Below are 22,176 nucleotides of genomic sequence, written 5' to 3' on the forward strand. Positions count from 1 at the left end.
GAGCTTCAGAGGATATGCAGACTTCCTCCACAACCGCAGGACTCAAAGGACAATCACAGGACTCGACGGGCCATAAGTGGTGACACCACTCAGGATGGAAGAGGTGCATCGAGCCCCGGGAGGTCTCCATGGCCCTGGACACGCACGGCGCGGCGAAGGACGCCACGGCCGCCGAGCACGTCTCCGGCAACGCGCTCGTCTCGATCGGGGCCCTGCTGCTCGGGCTGCTGCTGGCCGCGCTCGACCAGACCATCGTGGCGACCGCGCTGCCCACGATCGTCAGTGACCTGGGCGGCCTCGAGCACCTGTCCTGGGTGGTCACCGCCTACCTGCTGGCCTCCACCGCCGCGACCCCGCTGTGGGGCAAACTCGGTGACCAGTACGGGCGCAAGAGGCTGTTCCAGACCGCGATCGTCGTCTTCCTCGTCGGCTCCGCGCTGTGCGGAATGGCGCAGGACATGCCGCAGCTCATCGCCTTCCGGGCGCTGCAGGGGCTGGGCGGCGGCGGGCTGATGGTCCTGTCGATGGCGATCGTCGGCGACATCGTGCCGCCCCGGGAACGCGGCCGCTACCAGGGCCTGTTCGGCGCGGTGTTCGGCGCCACCAGCGTGCTCGGGCCGCTCCTCGGCGGGCTGTTCACCGAGCACCTGAACTGGCGCTGGGTGTTCTACGTCAACCTGCCCGTCGGCGTCGTCGCCCTGGCCGTGATCGCCACCGCCCTGCACATCCCGCGCCGCACCGCCCGGCACGTCATCGACTACCTCGGCACCGTCCTGATCGCCTCGGTCGCCACCTGCCTGGTGCTGGTCGCCTCCCTGGGCGGCACGACATGGGACTGGAATTCGCCGCAGATCGTCGGGCTCGCCGTGCTCGGTGTCGTGTTCGCCGTCGCCTTCGTCGCGGTGGAACGCCGGGCGGCGGAGCCGGTCCTGCCGCTCACGCTGTTCCGCCTGCGCACCTTCACCCTGGCCGCCGTCATCAGCTTCATCGTCGGCTTCGCCATGTTCGGCGCGATGACCTACCTGCCGACCTTCCTCCAGGTCGTGCACGGGATCTCCCCGACCATGTCCGGTGTCCACATGCTGCCGATGGTGATCGGCCTACTGCTGGCCTCCACGGTGTCCGGGCAGATCGTCAGCCGCACCGGCCGCTGGAAGGTGTTCCCGGTCGCCGGCACCGCCGTGACCGCCATCGGCCTGCTCCTGCTGCACCGGCTCGACGAGCACAGCCCGACCGCGGAGATGAGCGCCTACTTCTTCGTCTTCGGCCTGGGCCTCGGCCTGGTCATGCAGGTCCTGGTGCTCATCGTGCAGAACGCGGTGTCGTACGAGGACCTCGGCGTCGCCACCTCCGGCGTCACCTTCTTCCGCTCCATCGGCGCGTCCTTCGGCGTCGCGGTCTTCGGCACCGTCTTCGCGAGCCGTCTCGCCGACAAGCTCGCCGACGCCTTCCGCGGCGTCCGGCTGCCGCCCGGCGCCACGCCCGACGCCCTCAAGGCGGACCCGCGGGGCATCGCCGCCCTGCCGCCCCCGCTGCGCCCGGCGGCCCTGCACGCGTACGCGTCCGCCATCACCGACGTGTTCCTGTACGCCGCCCCGGTCGCCGCACTCGGGTTCCTCCTGGCGTGGTTCCTGAAGGAGGACCCGCTGCGCGGCTCGGTCACCGCGCCGGACGCCTCCGAGACCATCCCGCCGAACCCGGTCGAACGCTCCTCCCACGACGAGGTGAGCCGCGCGCTGTCCGTGCTCGGCACCCGCGAGGGGCGGCGCGAGATCTACCGGGACATCACCGAGCGGGCCGGCTACGACCTGCTGCCCGCCGCGAGCTGGCTGCTGCTGCGCATCCGCAGGTACGGCTCGGTGGAGCCCGGTGTGCTCGCCGAGCGCTGTCCCGTGCCGCTGCAGGCCGTCCTGGCCGCCGCCCGCCAGGTCGAGGAGCGGCGCCTGGCCGAGCGGGAGGGCCTGGACCTGGTGCTGACCGCGTCCGGCCGCGAGGTCGCCGAACGGCTCGCCACGGCCCGCGAGGAGTCCCTGGCCGATCTGCTCGGCGACTGGTGGGAACCCGGCCGGTCCACCGACCTCACCCGGCTGGTGAAGGAGCTGACCGGCGAACTGTGCGGCTCGGAACGCGAGCGGCCGCACAACGGCACGGTGCTCAGGACCGGTTGACCGGCTCCGCCAGTTCCTTGCGGAACCAGTGCTCGGCGTACCGGTCGTCGTTGTGGGGCGGCGTCTCCGCGTAGCCGAGCCGGGCGTACAGGGCGCGGGCCTCGACCAGGTCGCCGCGGGTGTCGAGGACCAGCGCCGTGGCGCCGAGGGCGCGGGCGGCCTCCTCGGCGGCGGCGACCAGCAGCGCCGCCCCGCCCCGGCCGCGCATCCCCGCCAGCACGAACACCCGGGTGAGTTCGGCGGTGTCCGGGGTGAGCAGCCGTACCCCCGCCGAGCCGGCCGGCTCACCGTCGTACCGGCCCAGCAGCAACTGCCCGTTGGGCGGCGAGAGTTCGGCGCCCGTGCGGGCCGCGATCTCCCGTTCCAGCTCGTCCGGCGCGGTGCGGCGCCCCTCGTGCAGCAGGTACCAGCGGTCGCTGACCTCGGTGTAGTACGCCCGCCAAAGGGCGGCGGCGGCCGGGGAGTCGAACGGTTCTGGGGTGATCGTCCACGTCATGCCGGGGATTGTCCGGTGCCGGCGGGTGATGGGCGCAACCGGATATCCGCGCGCCGCTTCGCCGGTGGGCCACCGTTTGTGCGCTGACTTCCGGGTCACACGCAAGGAGAGCCGGCCAGCGGGGCCGGTCCGATTCCGGAAGGCAACCATGTCAACAGGCATGATCATCGCTGTGATCGTGGTCGTGGCGGCCCTGGTCCTCGCCGCCACCCTGGTAATGCGCGGCCGCGGCCGGCAGGGCGGACCGGACCTGAAGCGGCGCTTCGGGCCCGAGTACCAGCGGACCGTGGCCCGGCACGACGGCGACACCAAGGCCGCCGAGCGAGAGCTGACGGAGCGTCTGGAGCGCCACGGCAAGCTGCGTGAGCGCCCCCTGGAGCCCGCCGAGCGCGAACAGTACAGCGCCCGCTGGACGGCCGTGCAGGAGCGGTTCGTCGAGGCGCCCCGAGAGGCCGTGGCCGAGGCCGACCGGCTGCTGTCGGACCTCGCCGCCTTCCGCGGCTACCCGGAGGGCGGCCGTTACGAGGAGCAGGTCGCCGCGCTCTCCGTGCACCACGCCCAGCACGTCGAGGGATACCGCCGGGTGCACCGGGTGGGCCAGGCCGGGCCGGGCGGCGGTGCGGGGGAGTCCGCCGCCGGAACCGAGGAGCTGCGCACCGCCCTGATGGACGCGCGTGCCCTCTTCGACGACCTGATGAACGACTCCACTCCGGCCACCGGCCACCGCTCCGAGACCGCCACCGGGACGGGTGACGACACCCGGCACCAGTCGTCCGGCAAGGCCGGCATCTTCGGCAAGAGCCACCCGAGGGGAGTCTGACCATGGCGCGCGACAGGGATGCGGCAGCGGATGCCGAGCGGTATCCGGCCGAAGGCGACGTCACCGGCGCCGGGCGGCGCCCCGACGACGAGCGCCGGGTCGGTGAGCGGCTCGCCGACGGGCCCGTACGCGGGGAGTCGGTGCACCGCTCCGAGGACGGGGCGGGCCCGCTCCGCGGCGAGGCCGGCGCCGGCCGGGAGGGTCTGACGGGAGACGACCGCACACCGCGGGACGGCGTGGACGCCCACTCGGGCGCGGCCGCCGCCGGCACGACCGGGACGAGCGCGGCGGGCACAGGCCGTACCGGGACCGGAACCGCCGAGACGGGCATCCCCGGAAGGGGCACCACCGACGCCGGGGTCCACGAAGCCGGCACCCACCAAGCCAGGACCCCTGAGGGCGGGACCCTTAGGACGGACGCTGCCCAGGCCGGCGCTCCCGGAACGGACACCGCCCGGGCTGATGCTCCCGGCACCGGCGCCACCGCAGTCGGCGCCGCCGAAGGCGCGGGCCTGGCGGACCGGCGCGAGTCCGGTTCGGGCGTACGCGGCGACGAGGCGCTCGGCGTCCCCGACGCGCGCGACCGGACGAGCGGTGACGGGCCGGCGGCGCCGGTTCCGGACGGGGTCACGAGGGGCGGCGCGAAGACGGCCGACGGCGTGGCGTCCGGCACGGGGCACCTCGGGTCCGCCGCCGCCCGGACCGGCGACACCGGCCGGCCCGGCACCGGGGGCAAGGACTCCGGCAGCCGCACCCCGCTCCTCGCGCACGAGGAGGCGGAGAAGTGGGAGGCGCAGCTGCGCCAGACGCTCGCCGGATTCGTGGAGGAACCCCGCTCGGCCGTCGAGGAGGCCGACCGGACACTGGAGGAGATCGCCGCGCGGTTCGGCGAGGCCGTGACCCGGCGCCGCAGGTCGCTGCGCATGTCCTGGCAGAACGGCGAGGAGGACGGCCCTGGACACGGGACCGACACCGAGCAACTGCGCCTGGCCCTGCGCGACTACCGCGAACTGGCCGACCGCCTGCTCCACCTCTGAACCGGGCGCGCACCCCGGGCCCGGCTCAGCCCGCCGGGCCCGGTTCCGCGTTCGTGGCGGTCCTGCGCCGCCGCCACTCGCGCACGACCTCCTCGACGTCGTACGGCTTCTTGCCCAGATACGGTCCCGGCGGCGGCTTGAACATCATGTCGCGGATCTTCACGTTGACGTCTTCGATGATCTTCCTGACCATCCGCTCCGTGGGCGCCGCGTAGGCCGCGACGAGCGCGTCCTCCGCCTCCTTGCGCAGGGCCAGCGCCGGCGGCAGCACCGCGAGTCCCTCGCGGGCCATCTTCCGCTTGACCCACCACAGTTCGTCGTAGGTGGAGTCGAGGTCGGCGGGCAGCGGCTCACCCGCGCCCGGCAGCCGCTCGAACTCCCCGCGCCCCTGTGCGTCCCGGATCTGCTTGTCGACCCAGGACTCGAACGGAACGCCCGGTGGCTTTCGCTCGGTCATGAGCCCATTGTGCCGGACGCCGCCCCGCCGGGCGTTTTATCATGCGGCGGCGGTGCGGCAAACAGGCCACCGCGCAGGGACGTCTCCGACGCCGCCGCTCCTTGGGCGTCGCAGCATCTTCAGGGGGAACGCACGTGCTCGAACTGACCATGGCCACCGTCTCCGGGGCCGACACGGGCGCCACCGCCGGCATGACGATGGCCGACGCGCCCAGCGAGCCGGGCGCCGTGCTGCGCGTGGGCCGGGACGCGTCCGCGTGCCGCCTGGTCACCCCCGAGGACTGGCTTTTCGTCTCCCGCGTCCACCTGGAGTTCCGGTTCGGCCCCGACGGCGCCTGGCAGCTCTCCTGGCTGCGCGGCTCGCAGGCCGAGCCGTCCGCCGAAGTGCGGCTGATCGTCGGCGAGTACGCGCAGACCGTCGCCTACGGCGCGGCCGTGACGCTGCCGCGCGGCGGCTCCGGCGAGGTCGTCGTCCAGGACCGCACCGCGCCGCGCAGCGTCAACGTCGGCTTCTACCACGAGGTCTGAGCCGCGGGCCCGGAGCGGCCGGCGGGTGGCTCAGCCCAGCACCCGGGCCACCGCGAACCCGTCGTACCCCTTGCTGCCCACCGTCTGCACGGCCGTGCCGGTCAGCCTGGGGTGGGCGGCGATCAGCTCGATGGCCTCGCGCGTGCCGACCACGTCCGGCTCCCTGCTGTCGGCGTCGGCCACCCGCCCGCCGCGCACCACGTTGTCCACCACGATGAGGCTGCCCGCCCGGCTCAGCCGCAGCGCCCACTGCACGTAGTGGGCGTTGTTGGACTTGTCGGCGTCGATGAAGACCAGGTCGAAGGGGGCCGGGTTCTCGTCGGCGAGCTTGGGCAGCGACTCAAGGGCCGGCCCCACCCGCACCTCCGCGATCCGCTCCAGACCGGCCCGGGCGATGTTGCGGGTCGCCACCTCGGCGTGCTTGGCGCTGTACTCCAGCGAGATCAGCTTGCCGTCGGCCGGCAGGGCGCGGGCCAGCCAGATGGTGCTGTAACCGCCGAGGGTGCCGATCTCCAGGACGGTCCGGGCGCCCTGGATCTCCGCGAGCAGCTGGAGGAACTTGCCCTGGGTGGCCGTCACGCTGATGTGCGGCAGCCCGGCGGCCTCGCTGTCGCGCAGGGCCGCCTGGAGCGCATCGTCCTCCGGTGCGAGATGGCTGCTGAAGTAGAAGTCGACGTCGTCCCAGAGCTGCGAGCTCATGCGTCTGCTGCCTTTCCCGAGTGTCCGCCCGAGTCTCTTCCCGGGGCTCCTTGGGCCTTTCCCTGCATCGTCTCAGCCGAGGGGCGCGGACGGCGGGAGCGGCGGCGGTGACCGCACCGGCGGCGGGGCGGCCACTCGGCCGCCGGGCGCGGCGTACGGCGGCCGGCACGGCGGGCCGTGACCCGCGGCCGGGATCGTCCGGCGGGCGGGGACGGGAACGGCCCCCGGGCGCTCGCGCTCCGGGGGCCGCTCGACGGTGACGGACCGGTGCCTACCGCTCCACCGAGGGGGCCGAGCCCGGCAGCGGGCGGCCCGCCGATTCGGACATGCGCCAGACGGCGAACCCGCCCACGACGGCCGCGGCCATCATGTAGTACGCGGGCATCATCATGTTCCCGGTGGCGCCGATCAGCGCCGTGACCACCAGCGGGGTCGTGCCGCCGAACAGGGACACGGACACGTTGAAGCCGATGGACAGCGAGCCGTAGCGGACCCGGGTCGGGAAGAGCGCGGGCAGCGCGGCAGGCATGGCGGCGGTGAAGCAGACCAGCAGCATGCCCAGCGCGCCCATACCCAGGGCCACGGCCACCAGGCTGCCCTGGCGGATCAGCAGCAGGGCCGGGACGGACAGCAGCAGGAAGCCCGCGCAGCCCGCGGCGATCACCGGGCGGCGGCCGATGCGGTCGGTCAGGGCGCCGGCGAACGGCTGGACGATCATCATCAGGGCCATCACGCCCAGCACGACCAGCAGCCCGTGCGTCTCGTCGTACTTCAGCTCACTGGTCAGGTAGCTCGGCATGTACGACAGCAGCATGTAGTCGGTGACGTTGAAGACCAGCACCAGGCCCATGCACAGCAGCAGCGCCTTCCACTGGCCCGCGACCATCTCGCGCAGCGGCACCTTCGGCCGGGAGGCCTCGGCCTTCTCGACCTCGGCCGCGAACGCCGGGGTCTCCTCCAGGCGCATCCGCAGGTACAGGCCGATGATGCCCATCGGGCCCGCGATCAGGAACGGGATACGCCAGCCCCAGGTCAGCAGGTCGTGCGTGGACAGCAGGGCCGTCATCAGGGTGACGAGGCCCGCGCCGCCGATGTAGCCGGCCAGCGTGCCGAACTCGAGCCAGCTCCCGAAGAAGCCGCGCTTCTTGTCCGGCGCGTACTCCGCGATGAACGTCGAGGCGCCGGCGTACTCGCCGCCGGTGGAGAAGCCCTGCACCAGGCGGGCGGCCAGGAGCAGCAGCGGCGCGCCCACGCCGATCGAGGCGTACGACGGGATCAGGCCGATCGCGAACGTGCCCGCCGCCATCATGATCATGGTGAGGGCGAGGACCTTCTGGCGGCCCACGCGGTCGCCCAGCGGGCCGAAGACCATGCCGCCCAGCGGGCGGACCAGGAAGGCCGCGGCGAAGGCGCCGAACGTCGAGAGCAGCTGTGCGGTCGGGTTGCCTGACGGGAAGAAGACCTTGCCCAGGGTGACCGCGATGTAGCTGTAGACACCGAAGTCGAACCATTCCATGGCGTTGCCGAGCGCGGCCGCCTTCACGGCGCGCTTCACCATGGCGGAGTCGGTGACGGTGACGTCGGCGTGGGCCTTCGAGGCCCGCGGGGTCTTCAGGTGCGGGGTGACTGCAGTGGCGGTCGCCAAAACGGAACTCGCCTACCTCTCGACGGGGACGGGGACAGGGCCCGGGCGACGGCGGTGTCGGACAGCAGGCCGAAAAGCGACGATAGGCGGACTTCGCCTGCTTACGTCACGTACGCGGGTCGATGCATAGTGCAGCTAAAGGGCGCGTATGCAGGTACTCCTGCCCGCTCGGGCCGGGTCATGCATACCTGTCGTTGTGATCCTTGTCGCGCCGGATCGGGGCAACCGAAGGTCGTTTCGGGGGTCCCGAAGGTCGTTTCCGGGGGTTCCGAAGGTCGTTTCCGGGGTTCCGAAGGTCGTTCCGGGCTCCCGGGAGTGCTCACTCCCGCCCCGACGCCACGACCGCCAGCACCCCCGAAGCCGCCGCCGCGACCAGCAGGGGGAGGCCGAGTCCCTGGTGGAGGACCAGCCAGGCGCCGAGGCAGGCGCCCGCGACCATGGCGACCACCGCCGCCGTGCGGCGCGGGGAGCGGTGGCCGGTGGCGTCGCCGAGGCGGGACTCGGAGGCCAGGCCGGTCAGGGTCATCGTCAGGACCGTGGTGGTCAGGTCGGCGATGCCCAGCTTGCGGACGGTCGCGTTGCGCAGGCCCAGCGCGAAGGCGGTCAGCGCGATCAGGGCGTACCGGGTGGCGGTCGTGTCCGGCCAGGCGAAGGCGACCGCGGCCGAGCCGCCGAGCAGCACCGCCTCCGTCGCCAGGATCCGGCGGGCCCACCCGCGCCGCGAGCGCCCGCCGAAACGGGCCGCCGCCCGGCCGCCGGCCACCGCGCCCAGCAGGAAGCAGGCCAGCGACGTCGCCGTCAGCGGGACCGAGAAGCCGGGGGCGCCCGCGGCGGCGAAGCCCAGGACGACCACGTTGCCCGTCATGTTGGCCGTGAACACCCGGCCCAGGCCCAGATAGCTGACCGCGTCGATCAGGCCGCTCACCACGGTCAGCGCCAGCAGCACGGTCACCAGCCGCACCCCTCGCGTCTCCGGCTCCGGCGCGGGCGGTGACGGCGTGGTCATGCTTCCTCCGGTGGGCCGGACGGGCGGGGCTGGTGCCAGGCCCACCATGTTCCCCCGGCCCGGCGCCCCGCGTGAGGCGCCGCGCAGCACGCGGACATACGCGCGCACCCTCGCCGGGCGGGGCGAGGGTGCGGACGCGGGTGCGGTGCGGGAAGCGCGGGCGGCTCAGTACCAGCCGTTGGCCTGCCAGAAGCTCCAGGCCTCGACCGGGCTGCCGTAGCGGGAGTTCATGTAGTCCAGCCCCCACTTGATCTGGGTGGCCGGGTTGGTCTTCCAGTCGGAGCCGGCGGAGGCCATCTTCGAACCGGGCAGGGCCTGCACCAGGCCGTAGGCGCCGGAGGAGCCGTTGGTGGCGCTGGGGTTCCAGCCGCTCTCGTGCTCGACGATCTTGCTGAAGGCGTTGTACTGCGCCGCGTCCGGGATCATCCTGTGCGCGATCGTCTGGGCGGTGGCGGCCGAGTCGGTGGCGGCCTGGGCGGGCGCCGCGGACAGGGCCATGCCGGCGGTGGCGGCGGCCAGGGCGACGGTCGTAAGGGCCTTCTTCGGGGAGGCGATGCGGCGGATGAAGGAGACGGACACGGAGAACCTCTTGCGTCGGGGACGGGGGATCGCCCGTATGCCGGAGCCACCCGCGAGGCGGGGGCCGCGTACGTCGGCGCCCCGGCCCTTTCGGGCTGCGGCGCCTGGCGACGTGCTCCAGAGAAACAGGCCAGTGGGATGTCCGCAATGACCCCTTTTACTAGTTGTGGCCGGAACGGCGGTCCGTCGGGCTCGTGTGGCCCGCGTCTCAAAGTGCAGGTCAGGAGGGGTGCATGAGGGGACGTTCCGGACGAATCGGAGTACGGCCCCGGATCGTAGGTGACCTGCGTCATGTGGGGTGCTTCACCGGCCGCCTGACCGTGCGGATACGAGCCCTCACCCAGCGGGTGCGTCGAACGTGACCGCGGTCTCGAAAGCGGCGCGCCGCGTGGCCCGGCGCAGCGCTCGCAGCAGCACCGGGCCCAACGCGAGGGTCAGCACGACCGTGCACAGCGCCCGGCCCAGGTCCCAGCCGAGAGAGGTGGCCACGCAGTAGGCGGCGAACCGGGCCAGGTTCGCGGGGACCGAGGCGTGCGCGTCGAAGGCGATGTTCGAGGTGCCGGAGCCCATGAAGGGCCAGCCGGCCAGGTTCATGACCGTGCCGTAGGCGAAGGCCGCGCAGAAGCCGTAGGCGGCCAGCAGCAGCAGCTCGGCCCGGCCGCGCAGCCGGGTCTGCCCCGGCAGGAGCCCGGCGCCCATGGTGAACCAGCCCATCGCCAGCATCTGGAACGGCAGCCACGGCCCGACACCGCCGGTGAGCAGCGCGGAGGCGAACATCGTCACCGAGCCGAGGACGAAACCGAAGCCCGGACCGAGCACCCGGCCGCTGAGCACCAGCAGGAAGAACATCGGCTCGATCCCCGCCGTCCCCGCGCCCACCGGGCGCAGGGCCGCGCCGGTCGCGGCCAGCACCCCCAGCATCGCGACCGCCTTGGGGCCGAGGCCGGACTCGGAGATCGTCGCGGCCACGACCGCGATCATCATCAGCAGCAGACCGGCGAACAGCCAGGGCGCGTCCTCGGCGTGCGCGCTGAGCTGCGAGGCGGGCGGTGCGAGGAAGGGCCAGAAGAAGGCCGCCACGCCGACCGCGCTGACCAGGCCGAGCGCGGCGACGGAGCGCGGGCCGAGGCGCACGGCCCGCACGGCACGGGGAGCGGCGGCCGGGCGGGGAGCGGGGGAGGGGGTCATGCGAGGGCCTCCCGGACCTCGGACACCGTCAGCCATCGCTGCGGGGCGAGGATCTTGGTCACCTGCGGGGCGAAGGACGGCGACGAGACCACGATCTCCGCCGTGGGGCCGTCGGCGATCACCTCGCCGTCGGCGAGCAGCACCACCCGGTGTGCGATCTCCGCCGCCAGTTCCACGTCGTGCGTGGCGAGCACGATCGCGTGCCCCTCGGCGGCCAGCGCGCGCAGCACGGCGACCAGCCGGGCCTTGGCCGCGTAGTCCAGGCCGCGCGTCGGCTCGTCGAGCAGGAGGAGCGGAGGACGGGCGGTCAGCACGACCGCCAGGGCGAGCGCCAGCCGCTGGCCCTCGGACAGGTCCCGGGGATGGATGCCGTCGGTGATGCCGGGCAGCAGCTCGGACACCAGCGTCCGGCAGGTGCCCGGCTCGGCGCCCGCGTCCCGGTCGGCGGCCGCGCACTCGGCGGCCACCGTGTCCGCGTACAGCAGGTCCCGCGGCTCCTGCGGGACCAGACCGACCCGGCGGACCAGTTCCCGGGCCGGAGTGCGGTGCGGGACGGCCCCGCCGACGCGCACCGCGCCGGCGGTGGGCTCCACCAGGCCGACCAGCGAACCGAGCAGGGTGGACTTCCCGGCGCCGTTGCGCCCCATCAGCGCGACCGTCTCACCACGCGCCACGCCCAGATCGACGTGCCGCAGCGCCGTGACCGGCCCCCGCCGGACCGCCAGCCCCCGAACCTCCGCGACCCGGGGCGCCCCGGAGGACGAGCCGAGTGCGGCGGAGTCTCGCCGGAAGAGACGACGGAGCGAGGCGAGAGCGGAGGGCGCCTTGGCCGCGGCGGCTCGGCCCGGGGCGTCTGGTTCGAGCGGCGGGGTGCGGGAGCCGGCCGGCCCGGTCGGCAGCGGGCTGCCGGCGCCGGTCGGACGGGTCGGGCCGGATGGCTCGGTCGACGAACCGGTAGGGCCGGTGGGATCGGTCGCCTTGGGCAGGGGGCTGCCGGTGCCGGTCGGTATGCCGGGTATGGGGGTGCCGGTTGTCGGCTCGGAGGAGGGGCTTTCGGGGGCGGTCGGACGGGTCGGGTCGGAGGGCTCGGTGAACGAACCGGTCGGGCCGGTGGGATCGGTCGCCTTGGGCAGGGGGCTGCCGGTGCCGGTCGGTGTGCCCGGTATGGGGGTGCCGGTTGTCGGCTCGGAGGAGGGGCTTTCGGGGGCGGTCGGACGGGCCGGTTCAGATGGCTCGGTGAACGGACCGGTCGGGCCGGTCGCCTTGGGCAGGGGGCTGCCGGAGTCGGTCGACTTGGTCGGCCGGATGTGCGGGCCGGGCTGGGTGGTCGTCCCGGAGTGCGAGCCGGCCGGGTCGGTCGGCAGGGGCCCTGCGGTCTGCGGCTCGGGCGAGCGGGAGGCGGGGCCGGCCGGTGGTTCGGCGTCGTGCGGGGGGCGGTGGCCGGTGAGGCGGTCGCGGAGGGTGGAGGCGCGGCGGCGGGCGTCGCGGACCGTCAGGGGCAGCGGGGACCAGCCCGCCAGCCTGCCCAGGCCCACCACCGGCGGGTACACCGGGGACACCGCCATCACCGCGGCCGGGTCGCCGTAGCGCGGGGCGGCGCCGGGGGCGGGCAGCAGGACGACCCGGTCCGCGTACTGGATCACCCGTTCCAGGCGGTGCTCGGCCAGCAGCACCGTCGTACCGAGGTCGTGGACCAGACGCTGCAGCACGGCCAGCACCTCCTCCGCCGCTGCCGGGTCGAGCGCCGAGGTCGGCTCGTCGAGGACCAGGACCCGGGGGTGCGGGGTGAGGACGGAGCCGATCGCGACCCGCTGCCGCTGCCCGCCGGAGAGCGTGGCGATCGGGCGGTCGCGCAGGTCGGCGAGGCCCAGCAGATCCAGGGTCTCCTCCACCCGGCGCCGCATCACCTCCGGAGCGAGCCCCAACGACTCCATGCCGTAGGCGAGTTCCTCCTCCACCGTGTCCGTCACGAAGTGCGCCAGCGGGTCCTGGCCCACCGTGCCGACCACGTCGGCGAGTTCACGCGGCCGGTGGGTGCGGGTGTCCCGGCCGGCCACGGTGACCCGTCCGCGCAGGGTGCCGCCGGTGAAGTGCGGCACCAGCCCGCTGACCGCGCCCAGCACGGTCGACTTGCCGACCCCGGACGGGCCGACGAGCAGCACGAGTTCACCCTCGGGCACCTCGAAGTCCACGCCCTCGACGGTCGGTTCGCCCGCGCCCTCGTACGTGACGCTGACATCCTCGAAGCGGATCACGACGGCTCCTCGACGGGCTTGGGTACGACGAAGGCGGGCAGCAGCGCGAGCAGTACGGCCGCGGCCGGCCACAGGGGGAGGGCGGGCGCCACCAGCGGGACCACTCCGGGGTGCAGCGCCTCCGGATCGCGTACGGCGGCCAGCGTGAGCAGCGCGGCGACCCCGGCCCCCGAGCCGGCGACCAGCCACGCCCGCACCCCCCACGGATCCGGCCGGTACCGGGTGCGCGGGGAACGGCGGCCGCCCAGGCGCAGGCCGGCCAGCGCGGCGACGACCCCGGCGCACAGCACCGGCACCCCGTACGTGCCGCCCTCCGCGGTCAGCAGCCCGTAGGTTCCCGCGCACACGCCGAGCAGGCCGCCGAGGGTGAGAGCGGTCGTCGTACGGCGCACGCGCGCCGGGACCTCGGCGGTGCGGCCGTAGCCGCGGGCGTCCATCGCGGCGGCCAGCGATACCGACCGCTCCAACGCGCCCTCCAGCACCGGCAGTCCGACCTGCAGCAGGCCCCGCACGCCCCGGTCCGGACGGCCGCGCAGCCGGCGTGCGGCGCGCAGCCGCTGAACGTCGGCGATGAGGTGGGGCGCGAAGGTGAGCGCGACGACCACGGCCACGCCGACCTCGTACAGCGCTCCGGGCAGGGACTTCAGCAGCCGGGCCGGGCTGGCGAGGGCGTTGGCGGCGCCGACGCAGATGAGCAGGGTGGCCAGCTTCAGCCCGTTGTAACCGGCGAAGAGCAGCGCCTCCGCGGTGACCCGGCCGCCGAGCCGGATGCCCTGGGCCCAGCGCGGGAGCGGGACCTCGGGAAGGGTGAGCAGCACATGGGTGCCGGGGATGGGGGAGCCGAGGACGACGGTGAAGGCGAGGCGGACGAGGAGCACGGCGACGGCGAGCTTGGCGAAGGCGGCGTAGGACCGGGACCAGGGGGAGGGGGAGCGGTGGGTCGCCACCACATAGCCCGCCGCGGCGAGCAGCAGGGCGAGCAGCAGGGGGTTGGTGGTGCGGGTGGCGGCGGTGCCGAGACCGACGGACCACAGCCACCAGGCGCCGGGGTGCAGAGTCGTGCGGCCGTGCCGGGGCCGGACGGGAGCGGCTTCCGCCCGCCCGCGCCGCCGGAGCGCGACCGCCTCCGGCCTCCCCGCGCCAGGGGCACGGCCGCCCACGGCAGTGGTGGTGCCGGTTCCCGCGTCGGCGGCGGCACGACCGTCCGCGGCCGCGCCGTCAGAGCCCTCCGCGGCCGCGCCGAGACGACCCTCCGGGGCCGCGCCGGCGCGGCCGGCGGTCCGGGCGGTGGCCGCGGTGACGGTGCTGTCGTGACTACGCATTCCCACGCCGCCGCCGGGACTGCCACACCGCCGCCCCGGCCAGCAGCGCGACCACGCCCACACCGATCGGCAGCCCCAGCGAGGGTCCGCCGTCCGGCTCCGGTTCCTTGGCGGCCTTCGCCGGTTTCCCGTCCGAGGACACCTGCTCCCCGCACCCCTTGTGCGGGTATCCGGCGATCGCGCAGAGCAGGGCGTTGGCGTCGTAGCGCAGCGGCTTCGCGGCCGCGGCCAGCGCCTCGGCCGTCGTCGCGTCGGGGGAGACCCGGGCGCAGGCCGTGCGGCGCTCGGGCGGGGTCTCGCCGGAGGGGGCGTCCGCGGGCGTGCCGAAGTCGATGACGAGGGCCACCCGCTTGGCGCCCGCCTTCGCGGGCGTGCCGGCGCAGATCGTGGCGAAGTCCGCCGTGCCGCGCGGCCGGGTCGCGTCCTGCGAGTCCTCGCTCACCGCGAAGCGCAGGCCCTGGACGGCGCCGTCGTCGGGGCGGGCGGTCGAGGGACCCTCGGTGGCGTACGACCAGTGTCCGCCGGTCCGCTCCCAGAACGACCAGTAGCGGTATCCGGCGGCCTGCGCCTGCGCCTGCGCCGCGCCGGCCAGGACGGCGAACGCGGCGAGGAGCAGGACGGCGGCGCGGCGGACGGCGGTCACGGCTGCTGCTTCTTCCGGCGGCCGCTGAGCAGGAAGCCGATGCCGATGCCCGCCACGAGGCCGACGCCGACGATCCACCAGACACCGGCGTTCGAGTCGTCCTCGGCCCGCTCGCCTGACTCCTCGGTGCGGGCGGCCGCGCGCGGCGCCGGGCCGGTGGCGTTGAGCGAGCGCACCAGGTCGGTGCCGCCGAAGTGCCGTGCGTCGGCGCCGACCGCGTGTGCGGCGAGGATGAGCTGGGCGTAGGCGGCCGGGCCGCTCTGCCCGGCCCAGGCGGCCGCGTTCTTCTCCAGCCAGGCGTACGGCTTCTTCGCCTGCGCGCTCCAGCCGTCAGCGGCGAGCGCGACCACCGCGTCCGCGGTGTTGCCGAAGTCGGGCTGGTCCTCGGCGCCGGGCATAGCCGACTTGAGGTGTCCGGAGCCGGCGACGGCGTGGGTGAGGTACGCGGCGGCGTTGTCCGCGACCCGGGTCTCGGTGGCCCTGCCGGAGGAGGAGCAGGCGGGGGCCTTGGCGCGGGCCTCGGCGGGCGCGTTGACGAACCCCTTGCCGAGGGCGCCCAGCACGCCGGCCGCCGTGGCGTCCGCGTTGGCGACCAGGCGCCCCTTCTTGTCCGGCTGGTAGGCGAGGGCGCCACCGCCGTCCTCGTCGCAGGCGAGCGCCAGCGCGCCCAGCAGCTCGTACGGGGTGCCCTTGTCGGCGCGCAGCTTGCCCGGGTCCTCACCGGCTCCGGCGAAGGCGCCGATGACGACCGAGGTGGAGTTGGCGTCGCTCGGGCTGCCCGGCGTGTAGCCCCAGCCGCCGTCCCGGTTCTGCGCGTTCTTCAGCCAGACCAGGGCCTTGCGTATCTCGCCGCCGTGGCCCCCGAGCGCCTGCAGGGCCTGGACGGCGGCGGCCGTGCTGTTGGTGTCGGGCTGGGCGCCGCCCTTGCCCTCACAGGACTTGGCGGTGTCCGCGCGGAACGCGGCGAAGCCGCCCTTGGCGCACTGCTGCCCCACCAGCCAGTCGACGGCCGAGGCGGCGGGCCGGTAGCCGAGGGTGCGCTGGGCGATCAGGGCGAGGGACTGCCGCCACACGCCGTCGTACGTCGGGTCGGACTTGCCGAACAGCCCCGACGGGACCGCCACCTTGGGCGAGGCGGAGGGGGACGGGTCGGCGGCCGTGGCGGGCGCGGCGGCGGCCAGCACGCCTATGGCGGCGAGAGCCGCGGCACTGCGGCGGACGTTCATGGTCGGCGACTGCCTCTCCTGCGGGGGGAACCGGCAGCGCACGGGAGACCCCCGGGCGGCTCGGCTCCGTATACCTCGACGGTGCGGTGCACGGCGGGCCGCCGCGCACGTGGGCCGGTCAACGTTCCGTACGAGGCGTTCCGGCTCACCGTCCGGTGGACGAACGGCTCACGGGTAGGGGCCTCCCCGGTTCGAGCGAAGTCGAGAAGTGGGGAAGGGGCAGCGCCGGAATTGCACCGGCTTCCCCCCGTACGGGTGTGATGACGACGCCGCCACTTTACCGGCAGCCCTGACAGCGCTGATGAGTGGCTGTGCGCACACGGTCCCGGTGACCGGGGTCACGGCCGTGGCGGGGGGAGTTGACACCCGTCGTGGGAGCCGCCCTCAACGCGCCTTCGCGCCCGCCTCGGGGTCCGTCAGGTCCATCAGCCGGCACACCGTCTCGATGTCGACCTTCACCTGGGCGATGGAGGCGCGGCCGGAGAGCCAGGTGATCAGGGCCGAGTGCCAGGTGTGCTCTATGACGCGGACCGCCGAGAGCTGCTGCGGGGTCGGACGGTCCAGGCCCGTCGCGTGGAGGATGATCGCGGTGGTCTGCCGGGAGACCTGGTCGACCTCGGGGGAGACGCTGCGGTCTGCGAAGGTGAGGGCGCGGACCATCGCGTCCGCCAGTTGCGGCTCGCGCTGCAGGGCCCGGAACGCCCGCATCAGGGTCTCCGCGACCCGCTCGGCCGGGGTGTCGCCCGCCGGGGGCTTCTTGCGCAGGGTGCCGTGCATGTGCTCCAACTGGTCCTGCATCGTGGCGACCAGGAGATGCACCTTCGACGGGAAGTACCGGTAGAGGGTGCCGAGGGCGACCTGCGAGGACTCGGCGACCTCCCGCATCTGCACGGCGTCGAAGCCGCCCCGGCTCGCCAGTTGAGCGCTCGCGTGCAGGATCCGGCGGCGGCGGGCCTCCTGCCGCTCGGTCAGCGGCGCCGTGGGGGGCCGGACACTCCCGGCTTCCAGCTTGGGTTCCGCAGGCATGGGTCCCGCTCCGTGACAGTCGGTGAGGACATCTGTAGGGCACGTGATCATCCAGCATGGCGGGGGTTCGCGCCGTGGCGTGAATCACCTGATCCACTGCTGTCAGGGCCCCTACCTGCCGGTAGATTCAGAGCCTCTTGAACGATCAAGTCTGAAACTTGTTCTAGATTAACGTCCCGTCATAGTGTCGCGGGAGAGTGCAGCCAGAAGGGGGCCCGGAGTGACCGCTGAGGCCAGTCAGGCGGGGCCCCGACCGGAGCTAGCAGCCGACGGTGGGAGACCGCTGCGCATCGCGCTTCTCACCTATAAGGGGAACCCGTTCTGCGGCGGCCAGGGCGTCTACGTCCGGCACCTCTCCCGTGAGCTGGCCCGCCTCGGCCACCGCGTCGAGGTCATCGGCGCCCAGCCGTATCCCGTGCTCGACGAGGGGCACGACGGCCTGAGCCTCACCGAGCTGCCCAGCCTCGACCTGTACCGCCAGCCCGACCCCTTCCGCACCCCCGGCCGGGACGAGTACCGGGACTGGATCGACGCCCTCGAGGTCGCCACCATGTGGACCGGCGGCTTCCCCGAGCCGCTCACGTTCTCCCTGCGTGCCCGGCGCCACCTGCGGGCCCGGCGCGGCGAGTTCGACGTCGTCCACGACAACCAGACGCTCGGCTACGGCCTGCTCGGCGACATCGGCGCCCCCCTGGTCACCACGATCCACCACCCCATCACCGTGGACCGGCAGTTGGAGCTGGACGCGGCCGGGAGCCGGCAGCGACGGCTGTCCGTGCGCCGCTGGTACGCCTTCACCCGGATGCAGAAGCGCGTGGCCCGCCGCCTGCCGTCGGTGCTCACCGTCTCCGGCAGCTCCCGCCAGGAGATCGTGGACCACCTCGGCGTCCGCGACGACCGCGTCCACGTGGTCCACATCGGCGCCGACACCGACCTCTTCGCGCCGAATCCCGCCGTCGCCGAGGTGCCCGGCCGGATCGTCACCACCTCCAGCGCCGACGTCCCGCTCAAGGGCCTGGTCTTCCTGGTGGAGGCCCTCGCCAAGGTGCGCACCGAGCACCCGGCCGCCCACCTCGTCGTCGTCGGCAAGCGGCCGACGGAGGGCCCCGTCGCCCAGGCGGTCGAGCGCTACGGCCTCGAGGACGCCGTCCGGTTCGTCAAGGGCATCTCCGACGCCGAACTCGTCGACCTGATCCGCTCGGCCGAGGTCGCCTGCGTGCCCTCGCTCTACGAGGGCTTCTCGCTGCCCGCCGCCGAGGCCATGGCCACCGGCACCCCCCTGGTCGCCACCACCGGCGGCGCCATCCCCGAGGTCGCCGGACGCGACGGCGAGACCTGCCTGGCCGTGCCGCCCGGCGACGCGGGCGCCCTCGCCGTCGGGCTCGTCCGGCTGCTGGGCGACCCCGGACTGCGCGAGCGCCTCGGCCGCGCGGGCCGCGAGCGGGTGCTGAGCCGCTTCACCTGGGCCAGGGCCGCCGAGGGCACGGTGGCCCGCTACCGGGAGGCCATCGCCGGCCACGGCGGCCGCACGGGCGCCCAGGACCGGCCGGACGCGCCGGCCGCCGCCGTCCTCCGAGAACCACTCGCCTCCGACCGCGCCACCTCCGACCGCGAAAGCAGGGCCACGTGCTGACCGTCGACTTCTCCCGGTTCCCGCTCGCCCCCGGCGACCGTGTCCTGGACCTCGGCTGCGGGGCCGGCCGGCACGCCTTCGAGTGCTACCGGCGCGGCGCGCAGGTCGTGGCCCTGGACCAGAACGCCGAGGAGATCCGCGAGGTCGCCAAGTGGTTCGCGGCCATGCAGGAGGCCGGTGAGGCGCCCGCCGGCGCCACCGCCACCGCCATGGAGGGCGACGCCCTCGCGCTGCCCTTCCCCGACGAGTCCTTCGACGTCGTCATCATCTCCGAGGTGATGGAGCACATCCCCGACGACAAGGGCGTCCTCGCCGAGATGGTGCGGGTGCTCCGGCCCGGCGGCCGCATCGCCATCACCGTGCCCCGCTACGGCCCCGAGAAGGTCTGCTGGGCGCTGTCCGACGCCTACCACGAGGTCGAGGGCGGCCACATCCGCATCTACAAGGCCGACGAGCTGCTGGGCAAGGTCCGCGAGGCCGGCCTGCGGCCGTACGGCAGCCACCACGCGCACGCCCTGCACTCGCCCTACTGGTGGCTGAAGTGCGCGTTCGGCGTGGACAACGACAAGGCGCTGCCGGTGCGGGCGTACCACAAGCTGCTGGTCTGGGACATCATGAAGAAGCCGCTCGCCACCCGGATCGCCGAGCAGGCGCTGAACCCGGTCATCGGCAAGAGCTTCGTCGTCTACGCCACCAAGCCCCACCTCCCGCGGGTGGACGCGACCGCCGAGGCGGCCGCCAAGTGACCACACCCCGGACAGAACACCTCGTCCTGCCCGGGGTCCTCACCGCCGGGCAGGCGGCCGCCACCGTGAGCGGCATCCTCGCCGTGCAGCGGGAGGACGGCGCGATCCCCTGGTTCCGCGGGCACCACCTCGACCCGTGGGACCACACCGAGGCCGCGATGGCCCTGGACGCGGCCGGCGAGCACGAGGCCGCCGAGCGGGCGTACGACTGGCTCGCCGCCCACCAGAACGAGGACGGCTCCTGGTACGCGGCCTACGCCGACGGCGCCCACGACGACGTCACCGACCGCGGCCGCGAGTCCAACTTCGTCGCCTACATAGCGGTCGGCGTCTGGCACCACTACCTGTCCACCGGCGACGACACGTTCCTGGACCGCATGTGGCCCACCGTGTACGCGGCGGTCGAGTGGGTGCTGCGGCTGCAGCAGCCCGGCGGGCAGATCGGCTGGCGCCGCGACGAGGACGGCGCCCCCACCGCCGACGCCCTGCTCACCGGCAGCTCCTCCGTGCACCACGCGCTGCGCTGCGCCCTCGCCATCGCCGAGCAGCGCGAGGAGCCGCAGCCGGACTGGGAGCTGGCGGCCGGGGCGCTGCGCCACGCCATCCGTCGGCACCCCGAGCGCTTCCTCGACAAGGACCGCTACTCGATGGACTGGTACTACCCGGTCCTCGGCGGCGCGCTCACCGGAGCCGAGGCCAAGGAGCGCATCGAGGCCGACTGGGACCGCTTCGTCGTCCCGGGCCTCGGCGTGCGCTGCGTCGTCCCCAACCCCTGGGTGACCGGCGGCGAGTCCTGCGAACTCGCGCTGGCCCTGTGGGCGATGGGCGAGTCCGACCGGGCGCTGGAGATCCTTCAGTCGGTGCAGCACCTGCGGGACGTGGAGAGCGGCCTGTACTGGACGGGCTACGTCTTCGACGACGACACCATATGGCCCCGCGAACTCACCACCTGGACGGCGGGCTCGCTGCTGCTGGCCGTCGCCGCGCTCGGCGGTCACGACGCCACCTGCGCGGTCTTCGGCGGGGAGTACCTGCCGTCGGGGCTCGACCCCGACTGCTGCGCCTGACGGACGGCACGCCGAGTCGCCGACCGCTACTCGGCGTGCCGAACCGGGGTGGGATCTGCGCATGTTGCGGGACATGTCCATGTTTCGGATGAGGTGTGTGAGGTCACACGGCTCCACGGAGCACACGGACCAAACGCGACACCTCCACGGGAGGACACCGTGCCCGTACCGATACGCCACATCGCCGTGGCCCTCACCCTGTGCTGCGCCCTGCTCGCCGGTTCCACGGCCTACGCCTCGAGCCACGACACCTCGCAGCGCAACCCGACGGTCGCCGTCGCGGCGGCCGAGCCCAGCCCCAGCACCTCCGCCGAGAAGCAGAAGTTCGCCAAGACCCGGTTCGTGGCGAACGCGGGACTCGCGGCCGGAGCGGTCTACCAGTGGATCTACAAGCCGTACAAGGCGGGCAAGTTCAAGAAGGGCGCGCACGGCCGCAAGCTGACTCTCGTCAAGGCGGGCCTCGCCGGCGCGTTCGCCTACAACCGCCTGAAGGCGGCCGCGCAGAACGCCAAGGGCGACCCGACCCTCTCCAAGGCGATCGCCCCCATCACGGCGGGCATCGAGTCGCTGAAGAAACTGCCCGCCAAGCTCCGCAAGGGCGACGGTTCGGCGGCCACCGACTTCAACGACGTCATCAACCAGGTGAAGGACGCCGGGAAGGGCGCGGGCGCCGAGGTCAAGAACAAGGTGCCGTCCCTGTCCGAGGTCAAGAGCGGTTCCTGAGGCGGCGACGGCCCCCCGCCCGGACGGGCGAGGGGCCGTGCACGCGGGTACGGACGGCGGCTCAGCCGCGCTGGATACCCGAGGTGTCCTGCAGGACGCCGCGGCGGCCGTCCTGCGTCTGCGCGACCAGCGCGGTACCGCGCTGCTCGACCGCCAGGTACCAGGTGCCGGGGGCCAGTTCGGCGATCGGCGTCGCGCCGCCGTCCTCGGCGAACAGCGCGCGGGTCGCCGGCACGGCGAACCAGAACGGCGAGAAGTCCCCGCCGGCCGGCTGCGGCGCCGGGGCGGCCGCCGCGGCGGGGGCCTGGCCGTACGGCTGGCCCGGCTGCGGCTGGGCGCCGTAGGGCTGCCCCGGCTGCTGCTGGGCGCCCGGGTAGCCGTAACCACCGGGCGGCTGGGCGCCGTAGGGCTGCGGGGCGGCCGGCTTGGGAGCCGGGACCAGCGCGGCCTGCAGGGCCGGGACGAGCGGGGTGGCGACGGCGGCGGCCGCCAGCAGCAGGGCGGCGATGAGACCGAGGATGAGGCCGGAGCCCGCGCCGACGTCGAAGCTGCCGAAGCTGTCGGTGAACGAACCCAGCGGGTCGATGATGGTCCAGAACGAGGTCCACGCGGCGAAGATCGTCAGAGCCACGCCGATCTGACCGAGGTCGAGCCCGATGACCTTGCGCGACAGCGGGAGCGCCCGGGTGAGGACGATAAGGACCGCGCCGGCGATGCCGCCGACGTACATGCTCATCACCAGGCCGAGGTTGTCCCAGGCGTTCGGGGCGCCACTGCCGGACTTGTCGAACGTGTCGAGGAACGACGCGATGAACAGCAACACCGCTGCTCCGATCACCACGCCGTCGCCTCGAGTGAGGGAGCGGATATTCACTTCAGCAGGTCCTTCGTAGGTCGTCTCGTCGTCGGAGGA

21 protein-coding genes are annotated in these 22,176 nt (G+C 73.9%); 8 read left to right on the forward strand and 13 right to left on the reverse strand.

The features are described from left to right. Positions 1–128 precede the first annotated feature (128 nt). Entirely contained in the window at positions 129–2,168 is a 2,040-nt protein-coding gene (locus ACFYU0_RS11580) for a DHA2 family efflux MFS transporter permease subunit (RefSeq protein WP_389299817.1), read from the forward strand. On the opposite strand, the gene ACFYU0_RS11585 is transcribed toward ACFYU0_RS11580, so the two are convergent. Then, positions 2,155–2,664, reverse strand: coding sequence for a GNAT family N-acetyltransferase (locus tag ACFYU0_RS11585; RefSeq protein ID WP_389299819.1), 510 nt, complete (start codon positions 2,662–2,664; stop codon positions 2,155–2,157). The two genes, ACFYU0_RS11580 and ACFYU0_RS11585, sit on opposite strands and share 14 nt — an antisense overlap. A gap of 148 nt (positions 2,665–2,812) precedes the next feature. Here ACFYU0_RS11585 and ACFYU0_RS11590 point away from each other — a divergent pair, with 148 nt between their 5' ends. Both ACFYU0_RS11590 and ACFYU0_RS11595 read left to right on the forward strand, forming a co-directional pair. Further along, the gene (locus ACFYU0_RS11590) at positions 2,813–3,484 is read left to right on the forward strand and encodes a hypothetical protein (protein WP_389299822.1); all 672 of its coding nucleotides are present in this window, start codon (positions 2,813–2,815) and stop codon (positions 3,482–3,484) included. A 2-nt stretch (positions 3,485–3,486) separates the two neighbouring features. Beyond that, the gene (locus tag ACFYU0_RS11595; protein WP_389299824.1) at positions 3,487–4,521 is read left to right on the forward strand and encodes a hypothetical protein; all 1,035 of its coding nucleotides are present in this window, start codon (positions 3,487–3,489) and stop codon (positions 4,519–4,521) included. A 25-nt stretch (positions 4,522–4,546) separates the two neighbouring features. On the opposite strand, the gene ACFYU0_RS11600 is transcribed toward ACFYU0_RS11595, so the two are convergent. After that, the gene (locus ACFYU0_RS11600) at positions 4,547–4,978 is read right to left on the reverse strand and encodes a DUF1992 domain-containing protein (RefSeq protein WP_351659908.1); all 432 of its coding nucleotides are present in this window, start codon (positions 4,976–4,978) and stop codon (positions 4,547–4,549) included. Between the two features lie 134 nt (positions 4,979–5,112). Here ACFYU0_RS11600 and ACFYU0_RS11605 point away from each other — a divergent pair, with 134 nt between their 5' ends. Then, the gene (locus ACFYU0_RS11605) at positions 5,113–5,505 is read left to right on the forward strand and encodes a hypothetical protein (RefSeq protein WP_351659911.1); all 393 of its coding nucleotides are present in this window, start codon (positions 5,113–5,115) and stop codon (positions 5,503–5,505) included. A 30-nt stretch (positions 5,506–5,535) separates the two neighbouring features. On the opposite strand, the gene ACFYU0_RS11610 is transcribed toward ACFYU0_RS11605, so the two are convergent. From ACFYU0_RS11610 to ACFYU0_RS11655, 10 genes are all read right to left on the reverse strand, one after another. After that, the gene (locus tag ACFYU0_RS11610) at positions 5,536–6,204 is read right to left on the reverse strand and encodes an O-methyltransferase (protein WP_351659913.1); all 669 of its coding nucleotides are present in this window, start codon (positions 6,202–6,204) and stop codon (positions 5,536–5,538) included. A 271-nt stretch (positions 6,205–6,475) separates the two neighbouring features. Next, positions 6,476–7,849: a glycine betaine/L-proline transporter ProP gene (gene proP / locus ACFYU0_RS11615; protein WP_389299829.1), complete on the reverse strand. Its 1,374-nt coding sequence runs from the start codon at positions 7,847–7,849 to the stop codon at positions 6,476–6,478. A 319-nt stretch (positions 7,850–8,168) separates the two neighbouring features. Next, entirely contained in the window at positions 8,169–8,855 is a 687-nt protein-coding gene (locus ACFYU0_RS11620) for a YoaK family protein (protein ID WP_351659918.1), read from the reverse strand. A gap of 165 nt (positions 8,856–9,020) precedes the next feature. Next, positions 9,021–9,434, reverse strand: coding sequence for a transglycosylase SLT domain-containing protein (locus ACFYU0_RS11625; RefSeq protein ID WP_351659920.1), 414 nt, complete (start codon positions 9,432–9,434; stop codon positions 9,021–9,023). Positions 9,435–9,770: 336 nt separating this feature from the next. Beyond that, positions 9,771–10,622, reverse strand: coding sequence for an ECF transporter S component (locus ACFYU0_RS11630; protein WP_389299833.1), 852 nt, complete (start codon positions 10,620–10,622; stop codon positions 9,771–9,773). Then, on the reverse strand, positions 10,619–12,877 hold the full coding sequence (locus tag ACFYU0_RS11635; protein ID WP_389299836.1) for an ATP-binding cassette domain-containing protein: 2,259 nt from the start codon (positions 12,875–12,877) through the stop codon (positions 10,619–10,621). The genes ACFYU0_RS11630 and ACFYU0_RS11635 overlap by 4 nt, the downstream gene beginning before the upstream one ends. Continuing rightward, entirely contained in the window at positions 12,874–14,199 is a 1,326-nt protein-coding gene (locus tag ACFYU0_RS11640; protein WP_389299838.1) for an energy-coupling factor transporter transmembrane component T, read from the reverse strand. The genes ACFYU0_RS11635 and ACFYU0_RS11640 overlap by 4 nt, the downstream gene beginning before the upstream one ends. Beyond that, a complete protein-coding gene (locus ACFYU0_RS11645) occupies positions 14,192–14,842 on the reverse strand; it encodes an SCO2322 family protein (RefSeq protein ID WP_389299840.1) in 651 nt (216 codons plus the stop codon). Before ACFYU0_RS11645 ends, ACFYU0_RS11640 begins: the two co-directional genes overlap by 8 nt. Next, the gene (locus tag ACFYU0_RS11650) at positions 14,839–16,068 is read right to left on the reverse strand and encodes a prenyltransferase/squalene oxidase repeat-containing protein (protein ID WP_389299842.1); all 1,230 of its coding nucleotides are present in this window, start codon (positions 16,066–16,068) and stop codon (positions 14,839–14,841) included. The genes ACFYU0_RS11645 and ACFYU0_RS11650 overlap by 4 nt, the downstream gene beginning before the upstream one ends. A 384-nt stretch (positions 16,069–16,452) precedes the next feature. After that, positions 16,453–17,094: a TetR family transcriptional regulator gene (locus ACFYU0_RS11655; RefSeq protein WP_389299845.1), complete on the reverse strand. Its 642-nt coding sequence runs from the start codon at positions 17,092–17,094 to the stop codon at positions 16,453–16,455. A gap of 220 nt (positions 17,095–17,314) precedes the next feature. On the opposite strand from ACFYU0_RS11655, the gene ACFYU0_RS11660 reads away from it, so the two are divergent. The 4 genes from ACFYU0_RS11660 to ACFYU0_RS11675 all read left to right on the forward strand — a co-directional run bounded on the left by ACFYU0_RS11660 (position 17,315) and on the right by ACFYU0_RS11675 (position 21,263). Further along, positions 17,315–18,727, forward strand: coding sequence for a glycosyltransferase family 4 protein (locus tag ACFYU0_RS11660; protein WP_351659941.1), 1,413 nt, complete (start codon positions 17,315–17,317; stop codon positions 18,725–18,727). Further along, positions 18,721–19,473, forward strand: coding sequence for a class I SAM-dependent methyltransferase (locus ACFYU0_RS11665; RefSeq protein WP_389299850.1), 753 nt, complete (start codon positions 18,721–18,723; stop codon positions 19,471–19,473). The genes ACFYU0_RS11660 and ACFYU0_RS11665 overlap by 7 nt, the downstream gene beginning before the upstream one ends. After that, positions 19,470–20,540: a prenyltransferase gene (locus ACFYU0_RS11670; RefSeq protein ID WP_389299853.1), complete on the forward strand. Its 1,071-nt coding sequence runs from the start codon at positions 19,470–19,472 to the stop codon at positions 20,538–20,540. Before ACFYU0_RS11665 ends, ACFYU0_RS11670 begins: the two co-directional genes overlap by 4 nt. A gap of 159 nt (positions 20,541–20,699) precedes the next feature. Continuing rightward, positions 20,700–21,263, forward strand: a complete 564-nt coding sequence (locus ACFYU0_RS11675; protein WP_351659950.1) for a hypothetical protein — start codon at positions 20,700–20,702, stop codon at positions 21,261–21,263. A 61-nt stretch (positions 21,264–21,324) separates the two neighbouring features. On the opposite strand, the gene ACFYU0_RS11680 is transcribed toward ACFYU0_RS11675, so the two are convergent. After that, the gene (locus ACFYU0_RS11680; RefSeq protein WP_389299856.1) at positions 21,325–22,137 is read right to left on the reverse strand and encodes a hypothetical protein; all 813 of its coding nucleotides are present in this window, start codon (positions 22,135–22,137) and stop codon (positions 21,325–21,327) included. Between the last annotated feature and the right edge of the window lie 39 nt (positions 22,138–22,176).

The sequence above is a fragment of the Streptomyces sp. NPDC003720 genome, from assembly GCF_042875075.1.
In the GTDB taxonomy this organism is placed as follows: Bacteria; Actinomycetota; Actinomycetes; order Streptomycetales; family Streptomycetaceae; genus Streptomyces.

What these genes read in the sequence shown, in the direction of transcription:
- ACFYU0_RS11580 (WP_389299817.1), top strand. Translation starts at nt 129, where the DNA reads ATGGCCCTGGACACGCACGGCGCGGCGAAGGACGCCACGGCCGCCGAG.
- ACFYU0_RS11585 (WP_389299819.1), bottom strand. Translation starts at nt 2,664, where the DNA reads ATGACGTGGACGATCACCCCAGAACCGTTCGACTCCCCGGCCGCCGCC.
- ACFYU0_RS11590 (WP_389299822.1), top strand. Translation starts at nt 2,813, where the DNA reads ATGTCAACAGGCATGATCATCGCTGTGATCGTGGTCGTGGCGGCCCTG.
- ACFYU0_RS11595 (WP_389299824.1), top strand. Translation starts at nt 3,487, where the DNA reads ATGGCGCGCGACAGGGATGCGGCAGCGGATGCCGAGCGGTATCCGGCC.
- ACFYU0_RS11600 (WP_351659908.1), bottom strand. Translation starts at nt 4,978, where the DNA reads ATGACCGAGCGAAAGCCACCGGGCGTTCCGTTCGAGTCCTGGGTCGAC.
- ACFYU0_RS11610 (WP_351659913.1), bottom strand. Translation starts at nt 6,204, where the DNA reads ATGAGCTCGCAGCTCTGGGACGACGTCGACTTCTACTTCAGCAGCCAT.
- ACFYU0_RS11620 (WP_351659918.1), bottom strand. Translation starts at nt 8,855, where the DNA reads ATGACCACGCCGTCACCGCCCGCGCCGGAGCCGGAGACGCGAGGGGTG.
- ACFYU0_RS11630 (WP_389299833.1), bottom strand. Translation starts at nt 10,622, where the DNA reads ATGACCCCCTCCCCCGCTCCCCGCCCGGCCGCCGCTCCCCGTGCCGTG.
- ACFYU0_RS11640 (WP_389299838.1), bottom strand. Translation starts at nt 14,199, where the DNA reads ATGCGTAGTCACGACAGCACCGTCACCGCGGCCACCGCCCGGACCGCC.
- ACFYU0_RS11650 (WP_389299842.1), bottom strand. Translation starts at nt 16,068, where the DNA reads ATGAACGTCCGCCGCAGTGCCGCGGCTCTCGCCGCCATAGGCGTGCTG.
- ACFYU0_RS11655 (WP_389299845.1), bottom strand. Translation starts at nt 17,094, where the DNA reads ATGCCTGCGGAACCCAAGCTGGAAGCCGGGAGTGTCCGGCCCCCCACG.